General features: G+C 64.8%; 2 protein-coding genes. Both read left to right on the top strand.

Annotation, left to right across the window (positions count from 1 at the left end; all coding sequences use genetic code 11):
* Positions 1 to 396: 396 nt before the first annotated feature.
* Positions 397 to 13,701, top strand: a complete 13,305-nt coding sequence (locus P3R82_RS04885) for a tandem-95 repeat protein (RefSeq protein ID WP_283193223.1) — start codon at positions 397 to 399, stop codon at positions 13,699 to 13,701.
* Positions 13,698 to 25,589, top strand: coding sequence for an Ig-like domain-containing protein (locus P3R82_RS04880; RefSeq protein ID WP_283193222.1), 11,892 nt, complete (start codon positions 13,698 to 13,700; stop codon positions 25,587 to 25,589). Before P3R82_RS04885 ends, P3R82_RS04880 begins: the two co-directional genes overlap by 4 nt.
* The last annotated feature ends 112 nt before the right edge of the window (positions 25,590 to 25,701 follow it).

Below are 25,701 nucleotides of genomic sequence, written 5' to 3'. Positions count from 1 at the left end.
TAAGCCGCAGGTAGCTGATGTCTACGGATATGCAATTGCGTGGCGTAAATTCGGCAATCAGAGCGCGCTTTTGGAATGCGAAACTGTCGTCTGAGTGCTTTCAGTCTTTGCTAACATGGTTAATCAACACTTAACAAAACACAATTTTTCAGGGCATTCTTTATTGGTGTGTGCTAAATGATGTGTCGAACGGATACGGCTGACTGCTCCTGCAATGGTTGATTTAGTACAGGCTAATTCCTGATGCGGAAAATTAGGGAATTGTTAATTCTCTGCTCACTACGGTTGAAAATACCGGTCTTGGGAGCCGGTCGCGAGGATGACTGAACAGCAATAGACACGCGCCGGGTAATTGGGCACCCGGTCAACGAAACGATCTGTCGTGGAGGAAACCCCATGAACGAACGCTACGTTCGCCCCGCCCCTGACCGCGTCAAAAAGATGCGGGGTAGGAATGCCAAGCCGACATACGGCTCGATGTTGATGGAGTTGGAACAACGCATCGCATTCGACGCAGCCGGCGCTGCGACCGTGGAAAAATCCCAGGAAAAAAGCCAGCAGGATCAAACGGATCGTAGCGGGGCGGACGCTGTTCAGCGCGACACCACGAGTGACGGCCGCGATGCGCTTGTCGCCGCGCTCGCCGAACGCCAGGCCGCTTCGGCGCCACCCGAGGGCCCCGCGACATCCGCCGTTTCGCAACCGCGCCAGGTGGTGGTGATCGATTCCTCAGTGCCCGACTACGAGGCGCTGGTCAAAGACCTTGGCGACAATTTCAAGGTCGTGGTGGTCGATGCGAACGAGAACGGCGTTCGCGAACTGGCCGATACGCTTTCGTCCATGCAGGATGTCGAAGCGATCCACATCATATCGCACGGCAAGGAGGGTTTCCTGCAGCTCGGCTCCGCGTCGCTGACGGCCACGACGATGGCGACCGACTACGCCGCCGATCTGACATCGCTTCGCGATTCGCTTTCCGATGATGCCGACATTCTTGTCTACGGCTGCAATTTCGCCGAGGGCGATGGGGGCACGAATGCCGTCAAGATGCTCGGCTATCTCACCGGCGCCGACATTGCCGCCTCGACGGACCCGACGGGGAGTGCCGCGCTCGGCGGCAATTGGGATCTCGAATACCGCGATGGCGATATCGCTTCCGATGTGATCGGCACGGAGAGGAGCCAGGCGGATTTCGCCGAAACGCTGAATGTCGCGACCTCCAACGGCAATGGCGCGTTACTGGTGTCTGCCGGTCGGTCGATCTACAGCGTCGATGTCCTGACCGGCAAGGCGACGATGATCACGACGGTTCCGACCTCCGTCGGCGGCATCACGGTGTCAAACACGATCAACTCGCTGGCCGCCGACCAGACGAACGGCTTGATCTACTATGTCGATAGCTCGACCGATCCGGCCAACAAGGCGCTGTTCGCCTACGATTACATCAACAACACCCACATCCTGGTCGATTCCGATCTGACCACGGGCGCTACGACCAATATTGTCACGGGCACGACCGGTGTCGGCGGCGGCGCCGCGACCTTTTTCAACGGCGGCCTCTATCTCGGCGTCGAAAACATTACCGGCAGCAATGACCAGATCTACCGAATTACTTTCAGCAACAATGGTCGCACGATGGCGGGCGCGACGGCGTTCGGCGCGCAGATCACGACAGCGAACGACTGGGGCGATTTCGCAATCGATGCAACAAGCAACGCGCTGCTCAGTATCAACGCTTCGACGATTACCCGTTACAACCTGGCGAACGGGGCGATCATCGACAGCTTCACCAACGTCGGAGGCAGCACCGGCGCACAGGGCGGCGGCGATATCAACGGCAACACCTATCTCGTCGGCACCGATATCCGCCAGATCAACCCGACAACCGGCGCCGCCATTGGCTCGGCCGTTACCATCACCACCAACGGCACGACCGCGCTCACCGGTATCTCGGACGCCGCGCGCTGGACGCCGCCGACCGGGACAATCGGCGACAAGATCTTCAACGACGTCGACAAGAGCGGAACCTTCAACACCGGCGATGGCGGTATCGGCGGTGTCACTGTCCAGCTGATCGACGACGTCAACGGTGATGGCCTGGTAAGCACCGGCGAACGCATTCTGGCGACGGATACGACCGACGCCAACGGCAATTATTTGTTCACCGGCGTTCTCCCCGGCCAGTACATCGTGCGCGTCACCGACGCGAACGGTGTGCTTGGCACGGCGACGCTGACGACGGCAAGCACGACACAGGCGGTCACGCTCGCCACGATCGGCGCCACCAACCTCGCGGCCGACTTCGGCTACTATGCCCAGCCGCCCGTCGTCGACCTCAATTCCGGTACGACGCCGACGCAGATCATCACCAATGGCGGCACGCCGGGCACCACCGGCTGGACGATCGGCGGCACGGGCGCGACAGCGAATGACGGGTTTGCATGGACGCTCAATGGCGGCACCGGCACGCTCACCCAGGCGAACGTCTCCGGCTGGACCGACGGTCTCGCGCCATCGGGCGCGGCACAGCTGACCTTCGATGTGGGTTGGAGCAACAACCTGCTGCTCGGCATCTCCAACGACAACAATACCCCGGCGACGCTCGACGTCACGATCGGCGGCGTGCTTTATGCGCGTATCACGACCGGCACGCTCAACGGCACGCCGAACACCGCGACCATCACCTATTTCAACGGCGCATCCGGAACGCCGTCCACCGTCGCCGCATCGGCCGCCGGCACCACCGCCTGGGGCCGCACCGCGGTCACCATCAACCTGCCATCGACGGTGGTCGCAACCGGCGATCTTGTCTTCAGCTATTCCGCGGCCGGCGGCCTTCTGACGCCGAGCACGGATGATATCTTCATCGACAATGTCAGCGCCTTGCGCAATGTCGATACCGTTGCCGGCGTCAACTACACGACGACCTACACGGAAAACGGTGCCGGCGTGTCGATTGGCAGCACCGCGACCGACGTGCGCGATCTCGACAGCACCAACATGCGCTCGGCGACAATCGTGCTCACCAACGCGCAGGCCGGCGACGTACTCACGGTCGGAACGCTGCCGAGCGGCATCACCGGATCGGTCGATACGACGGTCGCCGGGCAGGTCACCGTCACGCTGACGGGCTCGGCCACCAAGGCGAGTTATGCCGCGGCGATCAAGGCCATCACCTTCTCCAACACCGGCGACAATCCGAGCACGACGCCGCGCGTCGTCAATGTCACGGTCAACGATGGCGGCCTGTCGTCGGCCGTCGCGACCTCCACCATCTCGGTGGTCGCGGTCAACGATGCGCCGGTCAACAACCTGCCGGCCAGCTGGACGACGAACGAGGATACCAGCCTGGCGCTGACGGGCCTCTCGGTCACCGACCTCGACGCCGGTACTGGCTCGATGACGGTGACGCTGAGCGTCGCCTCCGGCACGATCACGGCGACGGCCGGCGGCAGCGTCGGCGTTTCTGGGTCGGGAACCGGCACCGTGGTGCTGACAGGTACGCTCGCCAATATCAACGCCTATCTCGCCTCGGCGTCCGCCCCCGTCTACGTTCCCGTCGCCGATGCCAACGGCACCGTCGTACTGACCATGACGACCAACGACAACGGCAACACCGGCACGGGCGGCGCGCTCACCGATGTCGATACGCGCAATATCATCATCAACCCGGTCAACGACGCGCCTGTTCTGGATCTCGACGGCTCGACGACCGGAACCGGCTATTCGGTCGGTTACACGGAAAATGCCACCGGCGTCGCAATCTCCAACACCAACAGCAGCGTCATCGACGTCGACAATGCCAACATGGCCTCGGCCGCGATCGTGATCACCAATGGCCAGGCGGGCGACCTCCTCACGGTCACCGGCACCCTGCCATCGGGGATCACCGCCAGCTACAACGCAACGACCTTCACCCTGACGCTGTCGGGTTCGGCAACCAAGGCCGCTTACGAGACCGCCCTGCGTCAGTTACTTTATACATCCAGCTCGGACAATCCGACGCTGAACGGCGCCGCCGCATCGCGCAACATCAGCGTTACCGTCAATGACGGCGCCGCCAATTCCAACACCGCCGTCACCGCCGTTTCGATCACCGCCGTCAACGACGCGCCGGTCAATACGCTACCGGTGAGCTGGACGACCAACGAAGACACCAGCGTCGCGCTGACCGGCCTGTCGATCACGGACCCGGATGCCGGAACGGGCTCGATGACCGTCCGGCTGCAGGTGCCGACAGGCGTGCTGACGGCCACGGCCGGCGGTTCCGTCACCGTTTCCGGTTCGGGTACCGGCACGCTGGTGCTAACGGGCACACTGGCCAATCTCAACGCCTACCTGGCATCGAGTGCGGCGCCCGTCTATGTGCCGGTGGCCGACGCCAATGGCAGCGTCACCGTGACGATGACGACCAGCGACCTCGGCAATTTCGGCACCGGCGGCCCGCTGACCGATACCGACACGGCGGTGATCAACATCACGCCCGTCAATGATGCGCCGATCCTCGATCTCGACGCATCGGGTGCCGGCACCGGCTTCACCGCGACCTACACCGAAAACGACCCCGGCGTTGCGATTGCCGATACGGATGGCGTGATCACCGACATCGACAGCGCCAACATGGCCTCGCTGTCGGCGGTCATCACCAACGGTCAGGCTGGCGACATTCTGGCCGTGGCAGGCACGCTGCCCTCAGGCATCACCGCGAGCTACAACGCCGCGACCTTCACCCTGACGCTCACGGGTTCGGCCCAGCGCGCCAGCTACGAGACGGCGCTGCAGCAGATCCGCTTCCTGTCGAGCTCGGAAAATCCGTCCACCACACCGCGCAGCATCAACGTCACGGTCAATGACGGCGCCGCCAATTCGAACGTCGCGGTCGCCATCGTCAACGTCATCGCCGTCAATGACGCGCCGGTGAATACGGTGCCGACGTCAGTCACGCTGAATGAGGACGTGCAGACCGCGATCTCCGGCATTTCCGTGAGCGACGTCGACAGCGGCTCGGTCACGGTCACGCTGTCGGTCGCGAATGGTACGCTGTCGCCGTCGGTCATCGCGGGAACCGTGACGGGGAACGGAACCGCATCGGTCACTGTCTCGGGCACGCTCGCGCAGGTCAACAGCGTGCTCGCCTCGCTGCGCTACACCGGCCGCGCCGACTATAACGGCTCGGACACGCTCGTCGTTTCCACGTCCGACGGTTCGCTGACCGACACGGACAATGTCGCGATCACGGTTACGCCGGTGGCCGATATCACGCCGGATACGGTAGCGACCGCGGAAGACACGGCAATCACCTTCAACGTCATCACTGGGACGAACGGCGCAACGGCCGATACCTTCAAGGACCCCGGCCGCGCCGTCACGTCGGTCACGCAGCCGCCGGCCGGACAGGGCAGCGTCACCTTCGCCGCGGACGGGACGCTGGTCTATACGCCAGCCGCCAACTTCAATGGGCAGACGACCTTCACCTACACGGTCACCTCGGGCGGCGTCACCGAGACGGCGACCGTCACGGTCAATGTCAGCGCCGTCAACGATGCGCCGGTCAACAGCCTGCCGGCATCCGGCTGGAGCACCAGCGAGGATACCGCGATAGCGCTCTCCGGCCTGTCGATCTCCGACGTCGATGCCGGCACCGGCACGATGACGGTAACGCTCGCCGTTTCGGGTGGCACGGTCTCGGCGAGCTCGGGCGCCGGTGTCACGGTCTCCGGATCGGGATCGACCTCGCTCACCCTGTCGGGCACGCTTTCGGCGATCAACGCCTATCTCGCGTCCGCCGCCGCTCCGCAATTCAATCCGGCCGCCAATGCCAGCGGTTCGGTGACGCTGACGATGACGACCAATGATGGTGGCAATACTGGCTCCGGCGGCGCGCTCACCGATGTCGACACGCGCACCATCACCATCGATCCCGTCAACGACGCGCCAGTCAACACGCTGCCGGCGGGCGGCTGGTCGGTCAACGAGGATACGGCGCTCGCGCTGACCGGGCTTGCGATCTCGGATGTCGATGCCGGTAGCGGCACGATGACCGTCGTGCTCGGGGTCAATTCCGGACAGCTGACCGCCGTATCCGGATCGGGTGTGACGATCAGCGGCTCCGGCACCTCGTCGCTGACGCTGTCGGGCACGCTTGCCAGCATCAACGCCTATCTCGCCAGCACGGCGCGACCGGTCTACACGCCGGTGGCCGACTTCAATGGCGCGGTCACGCTGACGATGACGACCAATGACGGCGGCAACACCGGTTCGGGCGGCGCGCTGACCGACGTGGATACGGCGACCATCACCGTCATCGCCGTCAACGACGCGCCGACGCTCGACCTCGATACATCGGCGGCAGGCACCGGCTACGCGACCAGCTACACCGAGAACGCGGCCGGCGTCGCCATCGTCAACACCGGCGTTCTCGTTGCCGACGTCGACAACGCCAACATGGCATCGGCGACGATCATCATTTCGAATGGGCAGGCGGGTGACGTGCTGGCGGTCACCGGCACGCTGCCATCTGGCATCACCGCCAGTTACAACGCCTCGACCTTTACGCTCACCTTGACCGGTTCGGCGACCAAGGCCGCCTACCAGACGGCGCTCGGCCAGATCCGCTATGCCTCGACCTCCGACGATCCGGGTGCGGTGACCCGATCGATCAACGTCACCGTATCCGACGGTGCGGCGTCATCGAACACGGCCGTGACGACAGTCGCGGTCACGCCCGTCAACGACGCGCCGGTCAACACGCTGCCCACGGGCGGCTGGACTGTGGGCGAGGACGGAACGCTGTCGCTGACCGGCCTCTCCGTGGCCGACCCGGACATCGGTTCGGGCACGGCGACGGTGACGCTGTCGGTCGGCTCCGGCGTGCTGACGGCCGCGAGCGGTTCCGGCGTGACCGTCACCGGCTCGGGCACCTCCGCTATCACGCTGTCTGGCACGCTTTCCAGCATCAACGCCTATCTGGCGAGCACCGCCCGGCCGACCTATGCGCCGGTCGCCGATTTCAACGGCAGCGTGACACTGACGATGACCAGCAGCGACGGGCAGCTGACCGACACGGACACGCAGACCATTTCGGTGACAGCGGTCGCCGATATCGCCAACGATACGGCCACGACCAACGAGGACACGGCGGTTGTCATCGCCGTCGATGCCAACGACAGCTTCGAAAACGCCGGCCACACGATCACGGCGATCAACGGCTCGGCCATCGTCACAAACGGCGTGGTCAACGTCGCCAGCGGCACGGTGCGCCTCAACGCCGATGGCACGCTGACCTTCACACCATCGGTCAACGTCAACGGCAGCACGAGCTTCACCTATACGGTCACCTCCGGCGGCGTGACCGAGACCGCGACTGTCAACGTGACCATCGTGCCGGTCAACGACGCGCCGGTGAACACCGTTCCGGGCGCGCAGACCGTTGCCGAGGATACGCCGCTTGTCGTATCCGGCGTGTCGGTCGCCGATGTCGACGGCGATGCGCTGACCACGACTGTTACCGTCACCAACGGCATCGCCAACGTGACGACGGGAACCGGGGCGACGATCGCCAACAACGGCACGTCGACAGTCCGGCTGTCGGGCACGGCCGCGCAGATCAACGCGGCGCTGGCGGGCCTGACCTACACCGCCACCGCCGATTATAACGGCGCGGCGCAACTGACCATCCAGACGACGGATGGCACCCTGACCGACACCGACACGGTGGCGATATCAATCACGCCGGTCGCCGATATCGTCGCCGACAACCTGACGACCAACGAAGACACGGCCCTCACCTTCAACGCCATCACCGGCACGAACGGTGCCTCGGCCGACAATTTCGAGAATGCGGGCAGGGCGATCACATCGGTCACGCAGCCCCCTGCAGGCCAGGGTACGGTCACCTTCGCCGCCGATGGCACGATTACCTACACGCCGGCTGCCAATTTCAACGGCACGACGAGCTTCACCTATACGGTCACCTCGGGCGGCGTAACGGAAACCGCGACCGTGACGATCGTGGTCAACCCTGTCAACGACGCGCCCGTCAACACCGTGCCGCCGGCACAGACGACGGCGGAAGATACCTCCATCGTCTTCTCGTCCTCCGGCGGCAATGCGATCGTCGTCTCGGATGTCGACAATGGAACGCTGACGGTGACCGTCACCGTCACCAACGGCTCCTTCTCGTTGTCCGGCATATCGGGCCTGTCGTTCAGCGCGGGCGACGGCACGGCCGATCAGACGATGACCTTCACCGGCACCACGGCGGCGATCAACACGGCGCTCGCGGGCGCAAGCTACGCGCCGGTTGCCGATTACAATGGCACGGCGCAGATTTCGGTGCAGACCTCCGACGGTTCGCTCAACGCCACCAGCACCATCCCTGTCACCATCACCCCGGTTGCCGATATCGCCAATGATTCCGTTTCCACGGACGAGGACGTCCCGGCGGTTATCTCGGTGCTCGCCAATGACAGCTTCGAGAACCCTGCTCGGGCGATCACCGCCGTCAATGGAACCGCGATCACGGCAGGCGGGGCGGCGGTCACTGTCGCCAATGGCACTGTGCGGCTGAACGCCTCCAGCCAGCTGATCTTCACCCCGACGCTCGATTATAACGGCGTGACGACCTTCACCTATACCGTCACCTCTGGCGGGGTCACCGAAACCGCGCAGGTCAGCGTCGCCGTGGCTTCGGTGAACACACCACCCGTCAACACGCTGCCGCCCTCCTTCACCGCGATCGAGGATACGTCTCTCGGCCTCGCTGGCCTGCAGATCAGCGACCAGGATGCTGGCTCCGGTACGATGACGGTGACGCTGTCGGTCAATTCCGGCGTGCTCTCGGCGCTTGGCGCCGGTGGCGTCACGGTGAACGGCTCCGGATCGCAGGCTCTGACGCTGTCCGGCACGCTGGCCGATATCAACGCCTACCTCGCCGGCGCGACGCGCCCGAGCTTCACGCCATCAGCCAATTCCACCGCCAGCGTCACGCTGACGATGACCACCAACGACAACGGCAATACCGGCGGCCCCTCGCTCGTCGATATCGATACGGCAACGATCGCGATTACATCAGTCAACGATGCGCCCGCCGGCACCGACAATACCGTCACCATCAACGAGGACAGCGTCTACACCTTCTCTGCCGCGAGCTTCGGCTTCACCGATCCGAACGACAGCCCGGCCAACAGCCTCGCCGCCGTCGTCATCACCACCCTGCCGACCAACGGTGTGCTCTCGCTCGGCGGCACGGCCGTCACCGCCGGCCAGGTGATCTCCGCCGCCAATCTCGGCAACCTCACCTTCACGCCATCGGCCAATGCCAATGGCACGGCGCTCGCCTCCTTCACCTTCCAGGTCCGCGACAATGGCGGCACGGCGAATGGCGGCCAGGATACAGACCAGAGCCCGAACAACTTCACCTTCAACGTCACGGCCGTCAACGATGCGCCGGTCAACACCCTGCCGGCTAGCTTCGGGACAAACGAGGATACGGCGCTGTCGCTGGCCGGCCTGCAGGTCACCGATGTCGACGCCGGCTCCGGTGCGATCCGGGTGACGCTCAGCGTCAATTCCGGCACGCTCGCCGCCACCGGCGCTTCCGGTGTCACCGTCAGCGGCTCCGGATCGGGCACCTTGGTGCTGACCGGCACGCTCTCCAACATCAACGGCTTCCTCGCCGCAGCTGGCACCCGGCCTGTGTTCAACCCTGCCGCCAACGCCAATGGCGCGGTGACGCTCACGATGGTGACCAACGACAACGGCAATACCGGCAGCGGTGGCGCCTTGTCCGATACCGATACGGCGACGATATCAGTGGCCCCGGTCAATGACGCGCCCGTCGGTTCCGATACGGCGATCACCACCAACGAGGATACGGCCTTTTCCGGCACGCTGCCTGTCGCGACCGATGTCGACGGCGATAGCCTGACCTATGGCGCCGGATCGATCGCGCCGTCGCACGGCACCGTCGTGGTCAACCCCAACGGCACCTACACCTACACACCATCAGCCAATTTCAACGGCACCGACAGCTTCACCTATAGTGTTACCGACGGTACCGCCACGGTCCAATATCTGGTCAGCGTCACCGTCAATTCGGTCAACGACGCGCCTGTTGGCGTCAACGATACCGCCCAAACCAATGCCGGCGTCAGCACGAGCCTCAACGTGCTTGCCAACGACACCGATGTCGATGGCGACGTGCTGCAGGTCTCGGCCATCAACGGCGTCGCCGGCAATGTCGGGCTTGCGGTCACGGGCTCGAACGGCGGTACGTTCACGATCGGCGCCAATGGTGCCGCGGTGTTCAACCCGGGCACGGCTTTCACCGATCTTCCGGCCGGCCAGAGCCGCACCTCCAGCGTCACCTACCAGCTGTCGGACGGCCGCGGCGGCTTCTCGACGGCGACGGTCACGGTGACGGTCACGGGTGTCAACGATGCGCCGATCTCCACGCCGATCGCCAACCAGACCGGCAACGACGCGCAGTCGGTGACGCTCAACGTTGCCGGCAACTTCAGCGATCCCGATACCGGCGACACGCTGACCTTCACCGCGACCGGTCTTCCCTCGGGCCTGACGATCAACGCCACGACCGGTGTCATCTCCGGCACCATCAACCGCAGCGCCAGCGTCAACGGTCCCTATGCCGTCACCGTGACGGCGACCGACGGCAGCGGGGCGACAGCGAACCGCAGCTTCACCTGGGCCGTTCTCAATCCGCCCCCGGTGGCCGCCGCCGACAATCTGGCGACAACCGAGAACTCTCCGCTGACGGGCTCCGTCTTCGTCAACAATGGCAATGGCGTCGATACCGATCCCGATGGCGATCCGATTTCCGTCTCGGCGGTCGGCGGCAGCGGCGCTGGTGTCGGTCAGGCCGTGGCCGGGTCCAATGGCGGCACCTTCACGATCAACGCCGATGGCACCTACGCCTTCAATCCCGGCACTGCCTTCGACGATCTGGCCGCCGGCGCGACGCGCGTCACGACCGTGACCTACACGATCACCGACGGCCAGGGCGGCTTCTCGACGGCAACCGTGACCGTGACGGTGACCGGCCTGAATGATGCCCCGGTCGCGGTGGCCGATAGTTTCACCACCAACGAGGACACGTCCGTCACCTTCGACGTGCGCGCGAATGACAGCGATGTCGACGGCGGCACGCTTGGTGTCACGGCGATCAATGGCACGGCCATCGTTGCCGGCGGTTCGGTTGCCGTCACCGGCGGCGTGGTCACGCTCAATGCCGATGGCCGGCTGACCTTCACGCCGACGGCCGATTACAACGGCCGACCGACCTTCACCTATACGATTTCCGACGGCCAGGGCGGCACGGCGAGCGCAACCGTCACCGGCACCGTCAACCCGGTACAAGACCCGCCGGTCGCCGCCAACGACAGCTTCACGACCGACGAGGATACCGCTGTCACCTTCGATGTCCGCACCAACGACGGCGACGTCGATGGCGATGCGCTGGCCGTGATCCAGATCAACGGCTCGACTATCGCGTCCGGCGGCTCGGTCGCCGTCACCGGCGGCAGCGTCCGGTTGAACGCCGATGGCACGCTGACCTTTACGCCGGCAGCCAATTACAACGGCAATCCGAGCTTCAGCTACACCATATCCGACGGCCACGGCGGCACGGCGACGGCAACCGTCAACGGGACGGTCAATCCCGTTCAGGATCCGCCGGTGGCGCAAGGTGATAGCTTCACGACGCCGGAGGACCAGGCGGTCACCATCGCCGTTCTCAATAACGACAGCGATCCGGACGGCGACGCGCTGACGATCACCCAGATCAATGGCACCGGCATCACTGCCGGCAGGTCCGTGGCGATCACCGGCGGCATCGTCACCTTGAACGCCAACGGCACGCTGACCTTCACGCCGACCGCGAATTTCAACGGCAGCCCGAGCTTCACCTACACCGTCTCCGACGGCAATGGCGGCAGCGCGACCGCCACCGTCAGCGGCACGGTAACGCCGGTCAACGACATCCCCGTCGCTGTGGCCGACAGCTTCACGACGCCAGAGGATACGGCCGTCACTTTCGATGTGCTCGGCAATGACAGCGATGTCGACGGCGACACGCTCACCGTGACCGCGATCAACGGCGCCAATATCGCGGCCGGCGGGGTGGTGGCCGTTACCGGCGGCACGGTGCGGCTGAACGCCAACGGCACGCTGACCTTCACGCCGACGGCGAATTTCAACGGCAGCCCGAGCTTCACCTACACCATCTCCGACGGCAATGGCGGCACTGCGACCGCCACCGTCAGCGGCAGCGTGACGCCGGTGAACGACGCACCGGTTGCCGTCAACGACAGCTTCACCACGCTTGAAGACACGGCCGTGACCTTCGATGTCCGCGGCAACGACAGCGACGTGGATGGCGATGCGCTCAATGTGACCGCGATCAACGGCACCGCGATTGTGTCCGGCGGGTCCGTGGCCATCACGGGCGGCAGCGTCAGGCTCAATGCGAATGGCACGCTGACCTTCACGTCGGCAGCCAATTACAACGGCACCCCATCCTTCACCTACACGATCTCGGACGGCAATGGTGGCACCGCGACGGCCACCGTCAATGGGACAGTCACGCCGGTCAACGACGCGCCCGTTGCCTCCGATACCACCGTCTCGGTCGATGAAGATGGGGTGATCTCGAGCACCCTGCCTGCTGCGACCGACGTGGACGGCGATGCGATCACCTATGCCGCTGGCAGCACCACGCCGGCCCATGGCACCGTTGTCGTCAACCCAAATGGCACCTACAGCTACACGCCATCGGCCAATTTCAACGGCACGGATCGGTTCACCTATGTCGTCAGTGACGGCAAGGGCGGCAGCAACGAGTATACGGTCACGGTCAATGTCGCGAGCGTCAACGATGCGCCGGTCGGCACGCCGCTTCCGGCCCGCTCGGGCGCCGATGGCGCAGCCGTCAGCTTCGATGTTTCCGGCTTCTTCTCTGATGCCGACAACGATACCCTGACCTATTCCTCAAGCGGCCTGCCGGTCGGCCTGTCGATCAACGCGGCCGGCGTGGTGACGGGAACGATCGATCGCCAGGCGAGTGTCGGCGGTCCGACCGGCAACGGCGTCTACACGGTCACCGTCAGCGTCAGCGATGGCCGCGGCGGCACGGCCAGCCAGAGCTTCTCCTTCTCGGTCAGCAACCCGCCGCCGGTCGCCGTCAACGATGCCGTCACCGCGACCGAGGACACGCCGCTCACCTTCAACGTGCTCGACGGCACGGCCAGCGGCGGCGTGCCGGACAGCGATCCCGACGGCGATCCCCTGACGGTCACAGCGGCCAGCGCAGCAAATGGCACTGTGACACTCGGCACCGGCGGCCAGATCACCTATCAGCCGAACGCCAACTTCAATGGTACCGATACGATCACCTATACGATCTCGGACGGAAACGGCGGAACCGCGACCGCGACGGTCACCGTCACCGTTCTCGCCGTCAACGACGCGCCGGTCGGCCAGCCTATCGCCGACCGCACGAGAAACGACGGCGATACCGACAGTCTCAATATCTCCGCCTTCTTCTCGGATGCCGACGGCGATCCGCTGACCTATGCCGCGAGCGGCCTGCCCGCGGGATTGACCATCGATCCGGCCACCGGTCTGGTCTCCGGGCGTATTGCGCCGGAAGCCTCGGCCCGACCGGCGAGGCCGTCTATACGGTGACGGTAACGGCGGCGGACGGCAAGGGCGGCACGACGTCGGTCACCTTCAACTATACCGTCCTCAACCTGCCGCCGATCGCGCAGGACGATTTCGCGACCACCAACGAGGACACGCCCGTCGATATCGACGTGCTTGCCAATGACGGCGACCCGGATGGCGACAATGACGAGGTCATCCGCGTCAACAATGTGGTGCTGCAACTGAACGGTCCGGCGGTCGCGACGACGAACGGCACGGTTCGACTGGTCGATGGCCCGACTGATCGGCCGGTGCTGCGCTTCACGCCGAATGCCAACTACAGCGGTCAGGAAAGCTTCAGCTACTCGATCGATGATGGAAACGGCGGCGTCGATACCGCGACGGTGACGATCACGATCATTCCGCAGAACGATGCCCCCGAGGGGACCAACCCCATACCGGATCGCGTGCGGGCCGATGGGCAGCAGCTGATCTATCGCGTCTCCGATTTCTTCGATGATCCGGACGGAGATACGCTGAACTACACGATAACAGGATTGCCGGCCGGGTTGAGCTTCGACCAGGCGACCGGTCTCATCTTCGGCACCATCGATCATAACGCCAGCCAGGGCGGCACCGCGGGCGTCTATCAAATCACGGTGACGGCGCATGACGGGCCGAACGGGACCGGCGCGTCCGTCTCACAGAGCTTCAAGCTCGAGGTGACAAATCCGGGACCGACTGCTGTCAACGACAATCTCGCGATCAACGAAGATCAGTCCGCGACGTTCAACGTCATCACCGGCGCGGGAACGGCGAGCGGCGCCTCGGGCGCGGACACCGACCCGGATGGCGATACGCTCAGCCTGATTGCCGCCTCGGCCGGCCAGGGAACGCTGACCTTTACGGCGAACGGTTCGATCACCTACGTCCCGGCTGCCGATTTCAACGGCACCGACACGATCATCTACACCATCTCCGACGGACAGGGCGGGGTCTCGACGGCAACCGTCACGATATCGATCAACGCCGTCAACGACGCTCCCGATGTCAGCGGCCCGCTTCCAGCGCAGATGGACAGCGACGGCCAGACCGTCTCCTTCGACGCCGGCATCTATTTCTCCGATCGCGACGGCGATACGCTGAGCTATGCCGCGACCGATCTCCCGCCCGGTCTGCAGATCGACGCCGCGACCGGCGTGATCTCGGGTCCGCTTCCCAACAACGCCTCGCGTCCCGAACCCTATGTCGCGACGATCACCGTATCGGACGGGCAGGGCGGCACGATCTCGCGCACGATTACCTGGATCATCAGCAATTTCCCGCCCAAGGCATTCAGCGACGTCCTGTCGGTCGGGCAAAACAGCAGCGGTAGCGGCAATGCGCTGACCAACGATACGGACCCCGATGGCGACGCCCTGACCATCGACCGGATCAACGGCCAGGCGGGCGGTGTCGGCCAGCCGGTCGCGGGTTCGAACGGCGGAACCTTCACAGTCAACGCCACCGGCGGCTACAGCTTCAACCCGGGCAGCGATTTCGCCGATCTTCGCGCCGGCGAGACTCGCACGACGTCGGTCACCTACCGCGTGACGGATGCCGATGGCGAAAGCGATACGGCGACCATCACCGTGACGGTCACCGGCGTGAACGACAATCCGGTGGCAACACCCATCCCGGCGGTCACGCTTGCCGATGGCCAGTCGCTCGATGGAAAGCCGATCGACGTCAGCGATTTCTTCAGCGACGTCGACGGCGATACGCTGACCTTTACGGCATCCGGCCTGCCGACAGGTCTGTCGATGGACGCGAACGGGGTTATCACCGGCAAGATCGCCGCCGACGCGTCGTCGGGCGGCCCGATCTATACGGTGGAAGTAGTGGCGCTAGACGGTCAAGGCGGCAGGTTGGTGACAACCTTCAACCTCACCGTCACCAACCCGGCTCCCACCGCCGTCAACGATACCGCGACCACCACCGAGGATGTGCCGCTTCTCAACATCGACGTGCTTGGAAACGATACCGACCCCGATGGCGACGTATTGTCGATCGATCCGGATTTCCCGCCGCAGGCCGGCCACGGCACGGTGACCGTCAACAGCGACGGAACGTTGAACTACACGCCTGCAAAAGATTTCAACGGCATCGACACGGTGGTCTATCGCGTCACCGACGGCCAGGGGGGTCTCAGCACCGGCGTGTTGACGATCACGGTCGGCGCCCAGAATGACGCGCCCATCGAAACCCCGATCGCCGACATGGAACGCAACGACGGCGACACGATCAGCTTCGACATTTCGAGCTACTTCGCCGATCCCGAGGGCGGCGTGCTGACATACGACGTTCAGGGCCTGCCTCCGGGCCTGACCTTCGATCCGGTGACTGGTATCATCAGCGGCCAGATCAGCGCCGGCGCCTCCGGCCCGATGGGCCTCTCCAACTACGTGGTCAAGGTCATCGCGACCGATGACGGCGGCCTCACCGCCGAATCCGATTTCACCTACGTTATCCGCAACATCGCGCCGGACGCGATGAACGACACGGCAAGAACGCCGGAGGACCAGCCAGTCGATATCGACGTGCTCGCCAATGATATCGACACAGACGGCGATGTCAGGAGCATCACGCTCGTCAACGGCGTCAACCTGAGCGTCGGTGGCGCGGCCGTGCCGACCTCCAACGGCTCGGTGCAGCTCGTGCTGGTCAACGGCGCGCAGGTGCTGCGCTTCACGCCTGCCGCCAACTACGCCGGAACCGCTTCCTTCACCTATACGATCAGCGACGGCAATGGCGGCAGCGATACGGCGACGGTGACGGTTACGGTCGATCCCGTCAACGATGCGCCCGTGGCGACCCCGATCCCCGATCGCGCGCAGGCAGATGGCTCGGCCGTCAGCTTCGATGTCAGGGGCTTCTTCAGCGATGTCGATGGCGACACGCTGGCGATCTCGGTCAATGGCCTGCCGCCCGGCCTCGGCTTCGACCCCGCGACCGGTCTCATCAGCGGCACGCTGGATGCCAATGCATCGGCGGGCAGCCCCTACACCGTCGTCGTTACGGCCAATGACGGCCAGGGCGGCGAGGTCTCGACGCAGTTCGTCTTCACCGTCAGCAACCCCGCGCCGATCGCCGCCAACGACGCGGTTCAGACCAACGAAGACACCGCCGTCACCTTCAACCCGATCACCGGCGTTGGCACGGTCGGCGGCGGCGTGGATGTCGATCCCGACGGTGATCCGCTCACGGTCGTGGCGATCGACGGCCAGCCGATCGTCACCGATGGCACGGTTGCCGTTGCGGGTGGCGTCATCCGCCTCAACGCCGATGGATCGTTGACCTTCACCCCGACGGCCGATTTCAACGGCACCGTGCCGCTGACCTACCGTATCAGCGACGGCAATGGCGGCTTTTCGGAAGCTTCGATCGTCATCACCGTGGCGTCGGTCAACGATGCCGGCGTCGTCGATCTCAACGGTGCCGGCGCTGGCGTCGATATCGCCGTCTCATTCAACGAGGGCGATGTGCCGGTTGCGATTGCCAGCGGCGACGCCTCGGTGTTCGATGTCGAGAACGGGATCACGTCGCTGAACGTCGCGCTTGGCGGCTTCGCCAATGCGGGTTCGGAGATCATCCACCTGAACGGCGCGGTCGATGTCGTCTATGGGACGGCGAGCAGCGGCACGATCAGCTTCGGCGGCACGACCTTCCGCTTCACCTACGACGGCGCCAACGCGCTCGCCATCACCAACGCGGCCGGCGGTACCATGGGCAACGCGGCGACGAGCGCCCTGCTGCGCGCCATCCAGTACGAAAACAGGAGCGACAACCCGTCGGCGGGCGACCGCACCGTCTCGATCACCGTGACCGACGACGGCGGCGCGACCTCCGCGGCCGCGGTCGCGACGATCTCGATCGGAGCTGTCAACGACGCGCCGGTCGCCGTCGACGACACGGCGACAACGAACGAAGATACCGCGATTGTCGGCGCCGTACCCGGCGTGCTGGGCAACGACACCGACGCCGATGGCGATGTGCTCGTCGTCTCGGCCGTTGGCGGCGGCGCGCCCGGCGCCGCGGTTGCCGGCTCCACCGGCGGCAGCTTCGTTATCAACGCCGACGGCAGCTACCGTTTCGATCCCGGCGCCGATTTCCAGGGCCTCAAGGCCGGTGAAACACGGGTCACCTCGGTCAGCTATACGGTGTCGGACGGTGCTGGCGGCGCGGCGAACGCGACGCTGTCGGTTACCGTCGTCGGCGTCAACGACGCGCCGGTCGGCCAGGATGGCACCATTCAGACCGCCGAGGATACGGTTGCGACCGGCTTCCTGCCCGTCGCTACGGATCCCGACGGCGATGCGCTGACCTATGCGATCGCCACGCCGCCCGCGAATGGCGTGGTCACGATCAGCGCCGATGGCAGCTATCGCTACACGCCGCCGGCCAATTTCAACGGCAGCGACAGCTTCACCTACAGCGTTTCCGATGGCCGCTCGACGGTCACCTACACCATCGCCGTTACGGTGACGCCGGTCGACGATGCGCCCGTGGGAACGCCGATCGCCAATCAGGCCTACTCGGACGCGCAGACCATTCGCCTCGATGTCTCAGGCAATTTCAGCGATATCGATACGCCGAGCCTGACCTTCATCGCGACAGGCCTGCCGACAGGTCTGTCGATCTCGTCGCAGGGTATCATCACCGGAACGGTCGATCGCGACGCGTCGCAGTTCAACGGCGGCGCCTACTCGGTCACCGTTTCCGCCAGCGACGGCACGAACTCCGCGAGCCAGACCTTCATCATCACGGTCTCGAACCCGGCGCCCATCGCTCGCGACGATGCCGCCAGCACCGGCGAGAATGCCGATATCGCCGGCTCGGTTTTCGACGATAACGGCAATGGAGCGGACAGCGATCCGGATGGCGATGCCTTCGTCGTCAGTGCCGTCAACGGCGTTGCCGGCAATGTCGGTGCGTCGATCGCGGGGTCGTCGGGCGGGCGTTTCGTCATCGGCACCGATGGCAGCTACACCTTCGTGCCGGGCGCGGATTTCGACAATCTGAAGGCCGGCGAACAGCGCACGACCAGCGTCACCTACACCATCTCCGACGGCCAGGGCGGCACGTCGACCGCGACCTTCACGGTAACGGTATCGGGGGTCAACGATCTTCCTGTCGGTTCCGATATCGCGATCTCGACCGCCGAGGATACCGCCTTCAGCGGCCAGTTGCCGGCGGCGACCGACGTGGACGGCGATCCGCTGACCTATGCGGTCGGCAGTCAGCCGGCCAATGGCAGCGTCACCATCGATCCGACCGGCGCCTACGTCTACACGCCGGCAGCGGACTTCAACGGTAGCGACAGCTTCACCTACACGATCTCGGACGGCACCGCCGTCGTCACGCACACGGTGAGCGTGACCGTCAACCCGGTCAACGATGCGCCGGTTCTGCAGGATGTCGCGGTCTCGATCAACGAAGACGGCACGGCGACCGGCCGGATCGTGGCCACCGACATCGACGACGCGCCGGCGACGCTGGTCTACGGCCTTCAGACCGCCGCTTCCGGCGGGACCGCCGTCGTCAACCCCGACGGCACCTACAGCTACACCCCGAATCCGGATTTCAACGGCACGGACAGCTTTGTCGTTATCGTCCGCGACCCCGGCGGCGCCACCGCCACGGCAACGATCACGATCACGGTCGGCGCGGTCAACGATCCGCCTGTGGCCGTCGACGATACCGCCGCGACCACCGAGAACACCGCGATCTCCGGCAACGTGATCGTCGGCGGGCCGGGTGCCGACAGTGATCCGGATGGCGACACGCTGACCGTCGTCGGCGTCGGCGCGGCCGCCGGCAATGTCGGCACCGTGGTCCCCGGCCAGGGCGGCGGGAGCTTCGTGATTTCCGCCGACGGCTCCTATACGTTCGACCCCGGCACCGATTTCGACGGTCTGGCAGCCGGTGCTACCGCGACGACATCGGTGAGCTACACGATCTCCGATGGCAATGGCGGCGTCTCCACCGCGACCCTGACGGTTACCATCACCGGGCTCAACGACGCGCCGAACGCACCGACATTGCCACCACAGGCAAGCCTCGATGGCGCCGCGATCGTGCTGCCTCTCGGTGCTGAGTTCACCGATGTCGACGGCGATCCGCTGACCTTCGATATCACCGGATTGCCGCCGGGCCTCGGCTACAACACCCAGACCGGCGAGATCACGGGTAATATCCTCCCGGACGCCTCCGGCGCGACCGGCAGCGCGGTCTATAACGTCACGATCACCGCAAGAGACGGACTCGGCGGCGAAGCCGTTCGAACCTTCGCCTGGACGGTGACCAACCCGGTGCCGGATGCGGTCAACGATCTCTTCACGATGGACGAAGGTGGTCAGCTGACCGGCTCCGTTCTTGATGCCAACGTCAATGGCCCGGATACCGACCCCGACAATGATCCGCTCACCGTGACCCTGGTGACGGGTACCGCGCGTGGCGCACTCGTCCTCAATCCCGACGGCACCTTCACCTATACGCCGACCGCAGGGTTCAACGGCACCGACAGCTTCGTGTATCGCATCGATGACGGTAATGGCGGCACCGACACGGCGACCGTCACGATAACCATCAATCCGGTCAACGACGCGCCCGTCGTCGTCAACGACAGCTTCACCGTCGCGGAGGATGGCCAGGTGGTCATCGCGGTCTTGGCGAATGACAGCGACCCCGATGGCGATGCGCTGAGCATAACGCAGATCAACGGTCAGCCGATCAGCGTCGGCGGCAGTGTTACCCTCGCATCCGGGACGGTGACGCTGAATTCCGACGGCACGCTGACATTCGCGGCGGCACCCGATTTCGCCGGCAATGCCAGCTTCACCTACACGGTTTCCGACGGAGCCTTGAGTGTGCAGGGCACGGTCAACGGCACCGTGACGGGCGTCAACGATGCGCCGGTCAACGGCCTGCCGGCGACCTTCAATGGCACCGAGGATACGGCGCTGCCACTTGCCGGCCTGTCGATCTCCGACGTCGATGCCGGATCAGGCCCGATGACGGTGACGCTTTCGGTCGACGCGGGTACGCTGACGGCGGCGGCCGGCGGCAACGTGGTCGTGACCGGCAATGGTTCGGGCTCGATAGCGCTGACCGGCACGCTCACGGATATCAATGCCTACCTCGCCGGTGCATCGGCCCCGGCCTATCATCCGCTCTCGAATTCCAATGCGCCGGTGACGCTGACCATGGTCACCAGCGACGGCGGCAATAGCGGCGCCGGTGGCGTACAGACCGATACCGACCGGGCGACGATCATTCTCGCGCCCGTCAATGATGCCCCTGTCGCGACCGGTTCAATGATCCAGACGCGGGAAGACGTCCCGGTTTCGGGCGTGGTGGCCGCTACCGATGCGGATGGCGATCCGCTGACCTATGCGATCGCCACGGGTCCACGCAACGGCACTGCCGTCATCGATGCCTCCGGACGCTACCTCTACTCGCCGAACACCGATTTCAACGGCAGCGACAGTTTCGACATCAGCATCAGCGATGGACAGGGCGGTGTCACGACCGTGACGATCGCGGTGACCGTCACACCGGTCAACGATGCGCCCGTCGGTTCGGATGCGACGGCGACGGCGGTCGAGGACCAGACGCTGAACGGCCGGTTGCCGGTGGCGACCGACGTGGATAGCGCCAACCTGACCTACGGGCTTGGCGTCCAGGCGGCGCATGGCACGGTGACGGTCAACCCTGACGGCACCTACAGCTACGTGCCGACCGCGAACTATAATGGTGCCGACAGTTTCACCTACACCGTCTCCGATGGTCAGGCGACCTCGACCTATACTGTCTCGATCACCGTGACTGCGGTCAACGACGCACCCGTGAGCTCGGGAACCTCGATCTCTACCGAGGAGGACGAAACGGTTACCGGCCAGTTGCCCCCGGCTTCCGACGCCGATGGCGACCCGATCACCTACGGGCTCGCCACGCAGGCGTCCAACGGCACCGTGGTCATCGGTACCAACGGCAGCTACAGCTACACGCCGGCACCCGGCTACAACGGCTCCGACAGTTTCAGCTTCAGCGTATCGGATGGCACCGCTTCCACGATCTACGTGGTCAATGTCACCGTGGGGGCGGTCAATGATCCGCCGAGCGGTTCCAACGCCGCGATTACAGTCGCCGAAGACAGCCTCGCCAGCGGGAGGCTGCCACTCGCGACGGATCCTGACGGAGACGCGCTCACCTATGGGCTGGGTGCGCCTGCCGCGCATGGCACCGTCACCGTCAACGCTGACGGCACCTACAGCTATCGGCCGAATGCCAACTACAACGGCACGGACAGCTTCACCTACACGGTCTCCGACGGCATCGATCAGTCGACCTATACGGTCTCGATCACCGTGACGCCTGTGAACGACGCCCCAGTCGGATCGAACACCGCAATCACGGTATCCGAGGACGTGCCCTTCGACGGTGTGTTGCCGGCCGCCAGTGATGTGGACGGCGATCCGGTTCGCTATGCCGTCGGCACCCAGCCGATGCATGGCTCGGTGACCGTCAATCCCGACGGAACCTACCGATACGTGCCGGCAGCCGACTATAACGGTGCCGACAGCTTCACCTACCAGGTGACCGACGGCCAGGCGGTCTCGACCTACACGGTCGCGATCACGGTGACCGCGGTCAACGATGCGCCGGTTGGCAGCAACGTCTCGATCGCCGTCGACGAAGACGGCACCGCGTCGGGAACGCTGCCGCGCGCGGTGGATGTCGATGGCGATCCGCTGACCTATCTGCTGCAGAACGGTCCGAGCCATGGCGTGGCCACCGTGCTCTCCGACGGCCGCTATACATACGTCCCCGCCGCCAATTTCTCTGGGACTGATACCTTCACCTACGCGGTGTCCGATGGCACTGTGCTGTCCGTCTACACCGTGACGGTGAATGTCGGGGCTGAAAACGATGCGCCGACGGGCTCGGATCTGGCAATCAGCATCTCCGAGGATACGAGCTTTACCGGCTCGCTTCCATCAGCCTCCGACGCGGATGGCGATACCATCGTCTACGGCCTCGGCACGCCGGCGGCCCATGGGGCCGTCACCGTCAATCCCGACGGCACCTTCAGCTACGTGCCGCAGGCAAACTATGCCGGGCCGGACCAGTTCACCTACACCTTGTTCGATGGAACCGTGACGGTGACCTATACCGTGACCATCGACGTTCAGGGCGTGAACGACGCGCCGATCGGTGCGGATACGGCCATCTCGCTTGCCGAGGATACGGCCTTCTCAGGCCAGCTTCCGCCGGCCGTCGATCCCGATGGCGATCCCGTCACCTACGCTCTCGCCGGCGCGGCAAGCCACGGGACGGTCAGCATCAATGCCAACGGGACCTACAGCTACATCCCCGACAGCAACTTCAACGGCACCGACAGCTTCAGCTATTCCGTGAGCGACGGAACGGCGACCAATGTCTATCGCGTCTCGGTCAACGTCAGCGCCGTCAACGATGCGCCGATCGGGTCCGATACGTCGATTTCGGCGCAGCAGGGAGCGGTCGCGACCGGCAATCTGCCACCGGCCTACGATATAGAAGGAAGCCCGGTCACCTACGGACTGGGTGCGCAGGCCGCAAACGGAACCGTGGTGATCAGAGCCGACGGCAGCTACTCCTATCGGCCCAACAGCGGCTTCAGCGGCAGCGATCAGTTCACCTACACCGTCTCGGACGGAACGGCGGTATCGATCTACACCGTCACGGTCTCCGTCGGTGCCGTCAACAGCGCGCCCTCAGGTCAGGACACGACGCTGACGGTTTCGGAGGATACGCCGTTCGCGGGCCAACTGCCGGTCGCGACCGACGCGGATGGCGACGCGCTGACCTACGGCCTTGCCTCGGGACCGGCGCATGGCGTCGTGACCGTTTCGGCGGACGGGCAATATACCTTCACGCCCGACCGCAATTTCAACGGCGCCGACCAGTTCAGCTACTCGGTCAGCGATGGCCGGGCGACGGTGATCTACCGTGTGTTCGTCACTGTGGCACCCGTCAACGACGCGCCCGTCGGTTCGGATACAGCGATCTCGCTCGCCGAGGACACGACGTTTTCCGGACGGCTGCCGACGGCCTCCGACGCCGATGGCGACACCATCACCTATGGCCTGGCCGCCGCCGCCGGCAACGGCACGGTCACGATCAACGCCGATGGGACCTACAGCTATACCCCCAACGGCAACTTCAACGGGACCGATGGCTTCAGCTACTCGGTCAGCGACGGCACGGTTACCAACGTCTATCGCGTGAGCATCACCGTCACCGCCGTCAACGATGCGCCGGTCGGCTCGGATACGTCGATTTCGGTGCAGGAAGGAACGGTCGCGACCGGCACCCTGCCGCCGGCCTTCGACGTGGAGAATTCGCCGGTCACCTATGGCCTGGGCGCCAACCCCGTCCACGGCACGGTCACGATCGATCCGAACGGAAACTACACCTACCAGCCGGACAGCGGGTTCAGCGGCACCGACCAGTTCACCTATACGGTCTCCGACGGCACGGCGACCTCGGTCTATACCGTGACGGTGTCCGTCGGCGCGGCGAACGGCGCTCCTGTCGGCAGCGATACGACGTTGACGGTTGCCGAGGATACCACGGCGACCGGTACACTGCCCGTCGCCACCGATCCGGATGGCGATCCGCTGAGCTACGCGGTCGCGGCCGGGCCTGCGCATGGCGTCGTCACGATCACGGCCGACGGACGGTATAGCTTCACGCCGAACGGCAACTTCAACGGCACCGATCAGTTCAGCTATTCGGTGAGCGATGGCAGGGCGACGGTCGTCTATCGCGTATTCGTCACCGTCACCGCCGTCAACGACGCGCCTGTCGGGTCCGGCACCGCGATCGCGGTCGGACGCGACCAGACGGTCACCGGCACGTTGCCGCCGGCCTTCGATGTCGAGGGATCGCCGATCACCTATCAGCTGGGATCCGCCCCAGCCCATGGCGTCGTGACCGTCAATCCGGATGGAAGCTACACTTACACGCCGGCGGCCGGCTATGAAGGAGCCGACAGCTTCACGTTCACGGTGTCCGACGGCGATGCCACGTCGACCTACACCGTCGCGATAGCCGTGGGCGCCGCGGTGCCGCCGACGGAGCCGCCGGAACCGCCGCCGGGTGAACGCCCGCCGCTCGAGAGGGACCCGCCGGTCGTGTTCCCCGTCGATCCGAACGATCCGGGTGCGCCGGTCTTTGCCGACGACACGGAGGTTGGTGGTGCGTCGAAGGAGATCATGGAAGACCTCGGCGCCATATCGGACGATATCACGGCCGACGGCCCGATCGACGCGGTCGTCAACGCCGCGCAGCCCTTGAATGGTATCGGTTCTCTGCCGCGCCACGGCGCCGTGCTCGATGCCGTGCGCCAGATCTCCGAGTGGATCGAAAGCGGGCGCCGTCTCGACGACATCAACATCGGCTTCTTCAAGGGAGGGTCGAACATACACATCGCCGGAATAGGGGAAGATAACACCTGGTTCACGGTCGATACGATCTTCAACGAGAACTTCCTCTACATCCTGCCCGCCTATGGTAGCCAGACGGACAAGACGAGCTTCAGCGTGACGCTGTCGGATGGCCGCGCGTTGCCGGACTGGATGACGGTTACGCGCGGCGGCATGATCATCGGACGCCCACCCGTCGGCGCCGTCTCGGTCGACATCCGCATATGGGGCACATCGCGTGACGGTACGGTCAGCGACACGCTGCGCATCGACCTGCAGACGGGGACGGTTCTCGACCATGTCAGGGACCGGCGGGCCGATCTTGGCCCGGGTGCGCTGTTCTCCAGCCAGATGCTGGCCGAGGCGAACATCTATGGTGAGCAAAGCGATCGCCTCTGGAGCGCGTTGCGGGGACAATGAGGCAGGTCGTGGCGACACCGGCGCGGCATCTCGCAGCGAGTGCGGCAGCGGGGCGACCTCACGGCGGGGCAATAAGCTGTGGTCGCAGATTAAACGGACGGAAAGAAAATTG

This window comes from Rhizobium sp. AN80A (genome assembly GCF_030053015.1).
GTDB classification, from domain to species: domain Bacteria; phylum Pseudomonadota; class Alphaproteobacteria; order Rhizobiales; family Rhizobiaceae; genus Rhizobium; species Rhizobium metallidurans.
Note: the sequence above shows the minus strand (reverse complement) of the source record. Positions and strands in the feature narration are given on the sequence as shown.

What these genes read in the sequence shown, in the direction of transcription:
- P3R82_RS04885 (WP_283193223.1), top strand. Translation starts at nt 397, where the DNA reads ATGAACGAACGCTACGTTCGCCCCGCCCCTGACCGCGTCAAAAAGATG.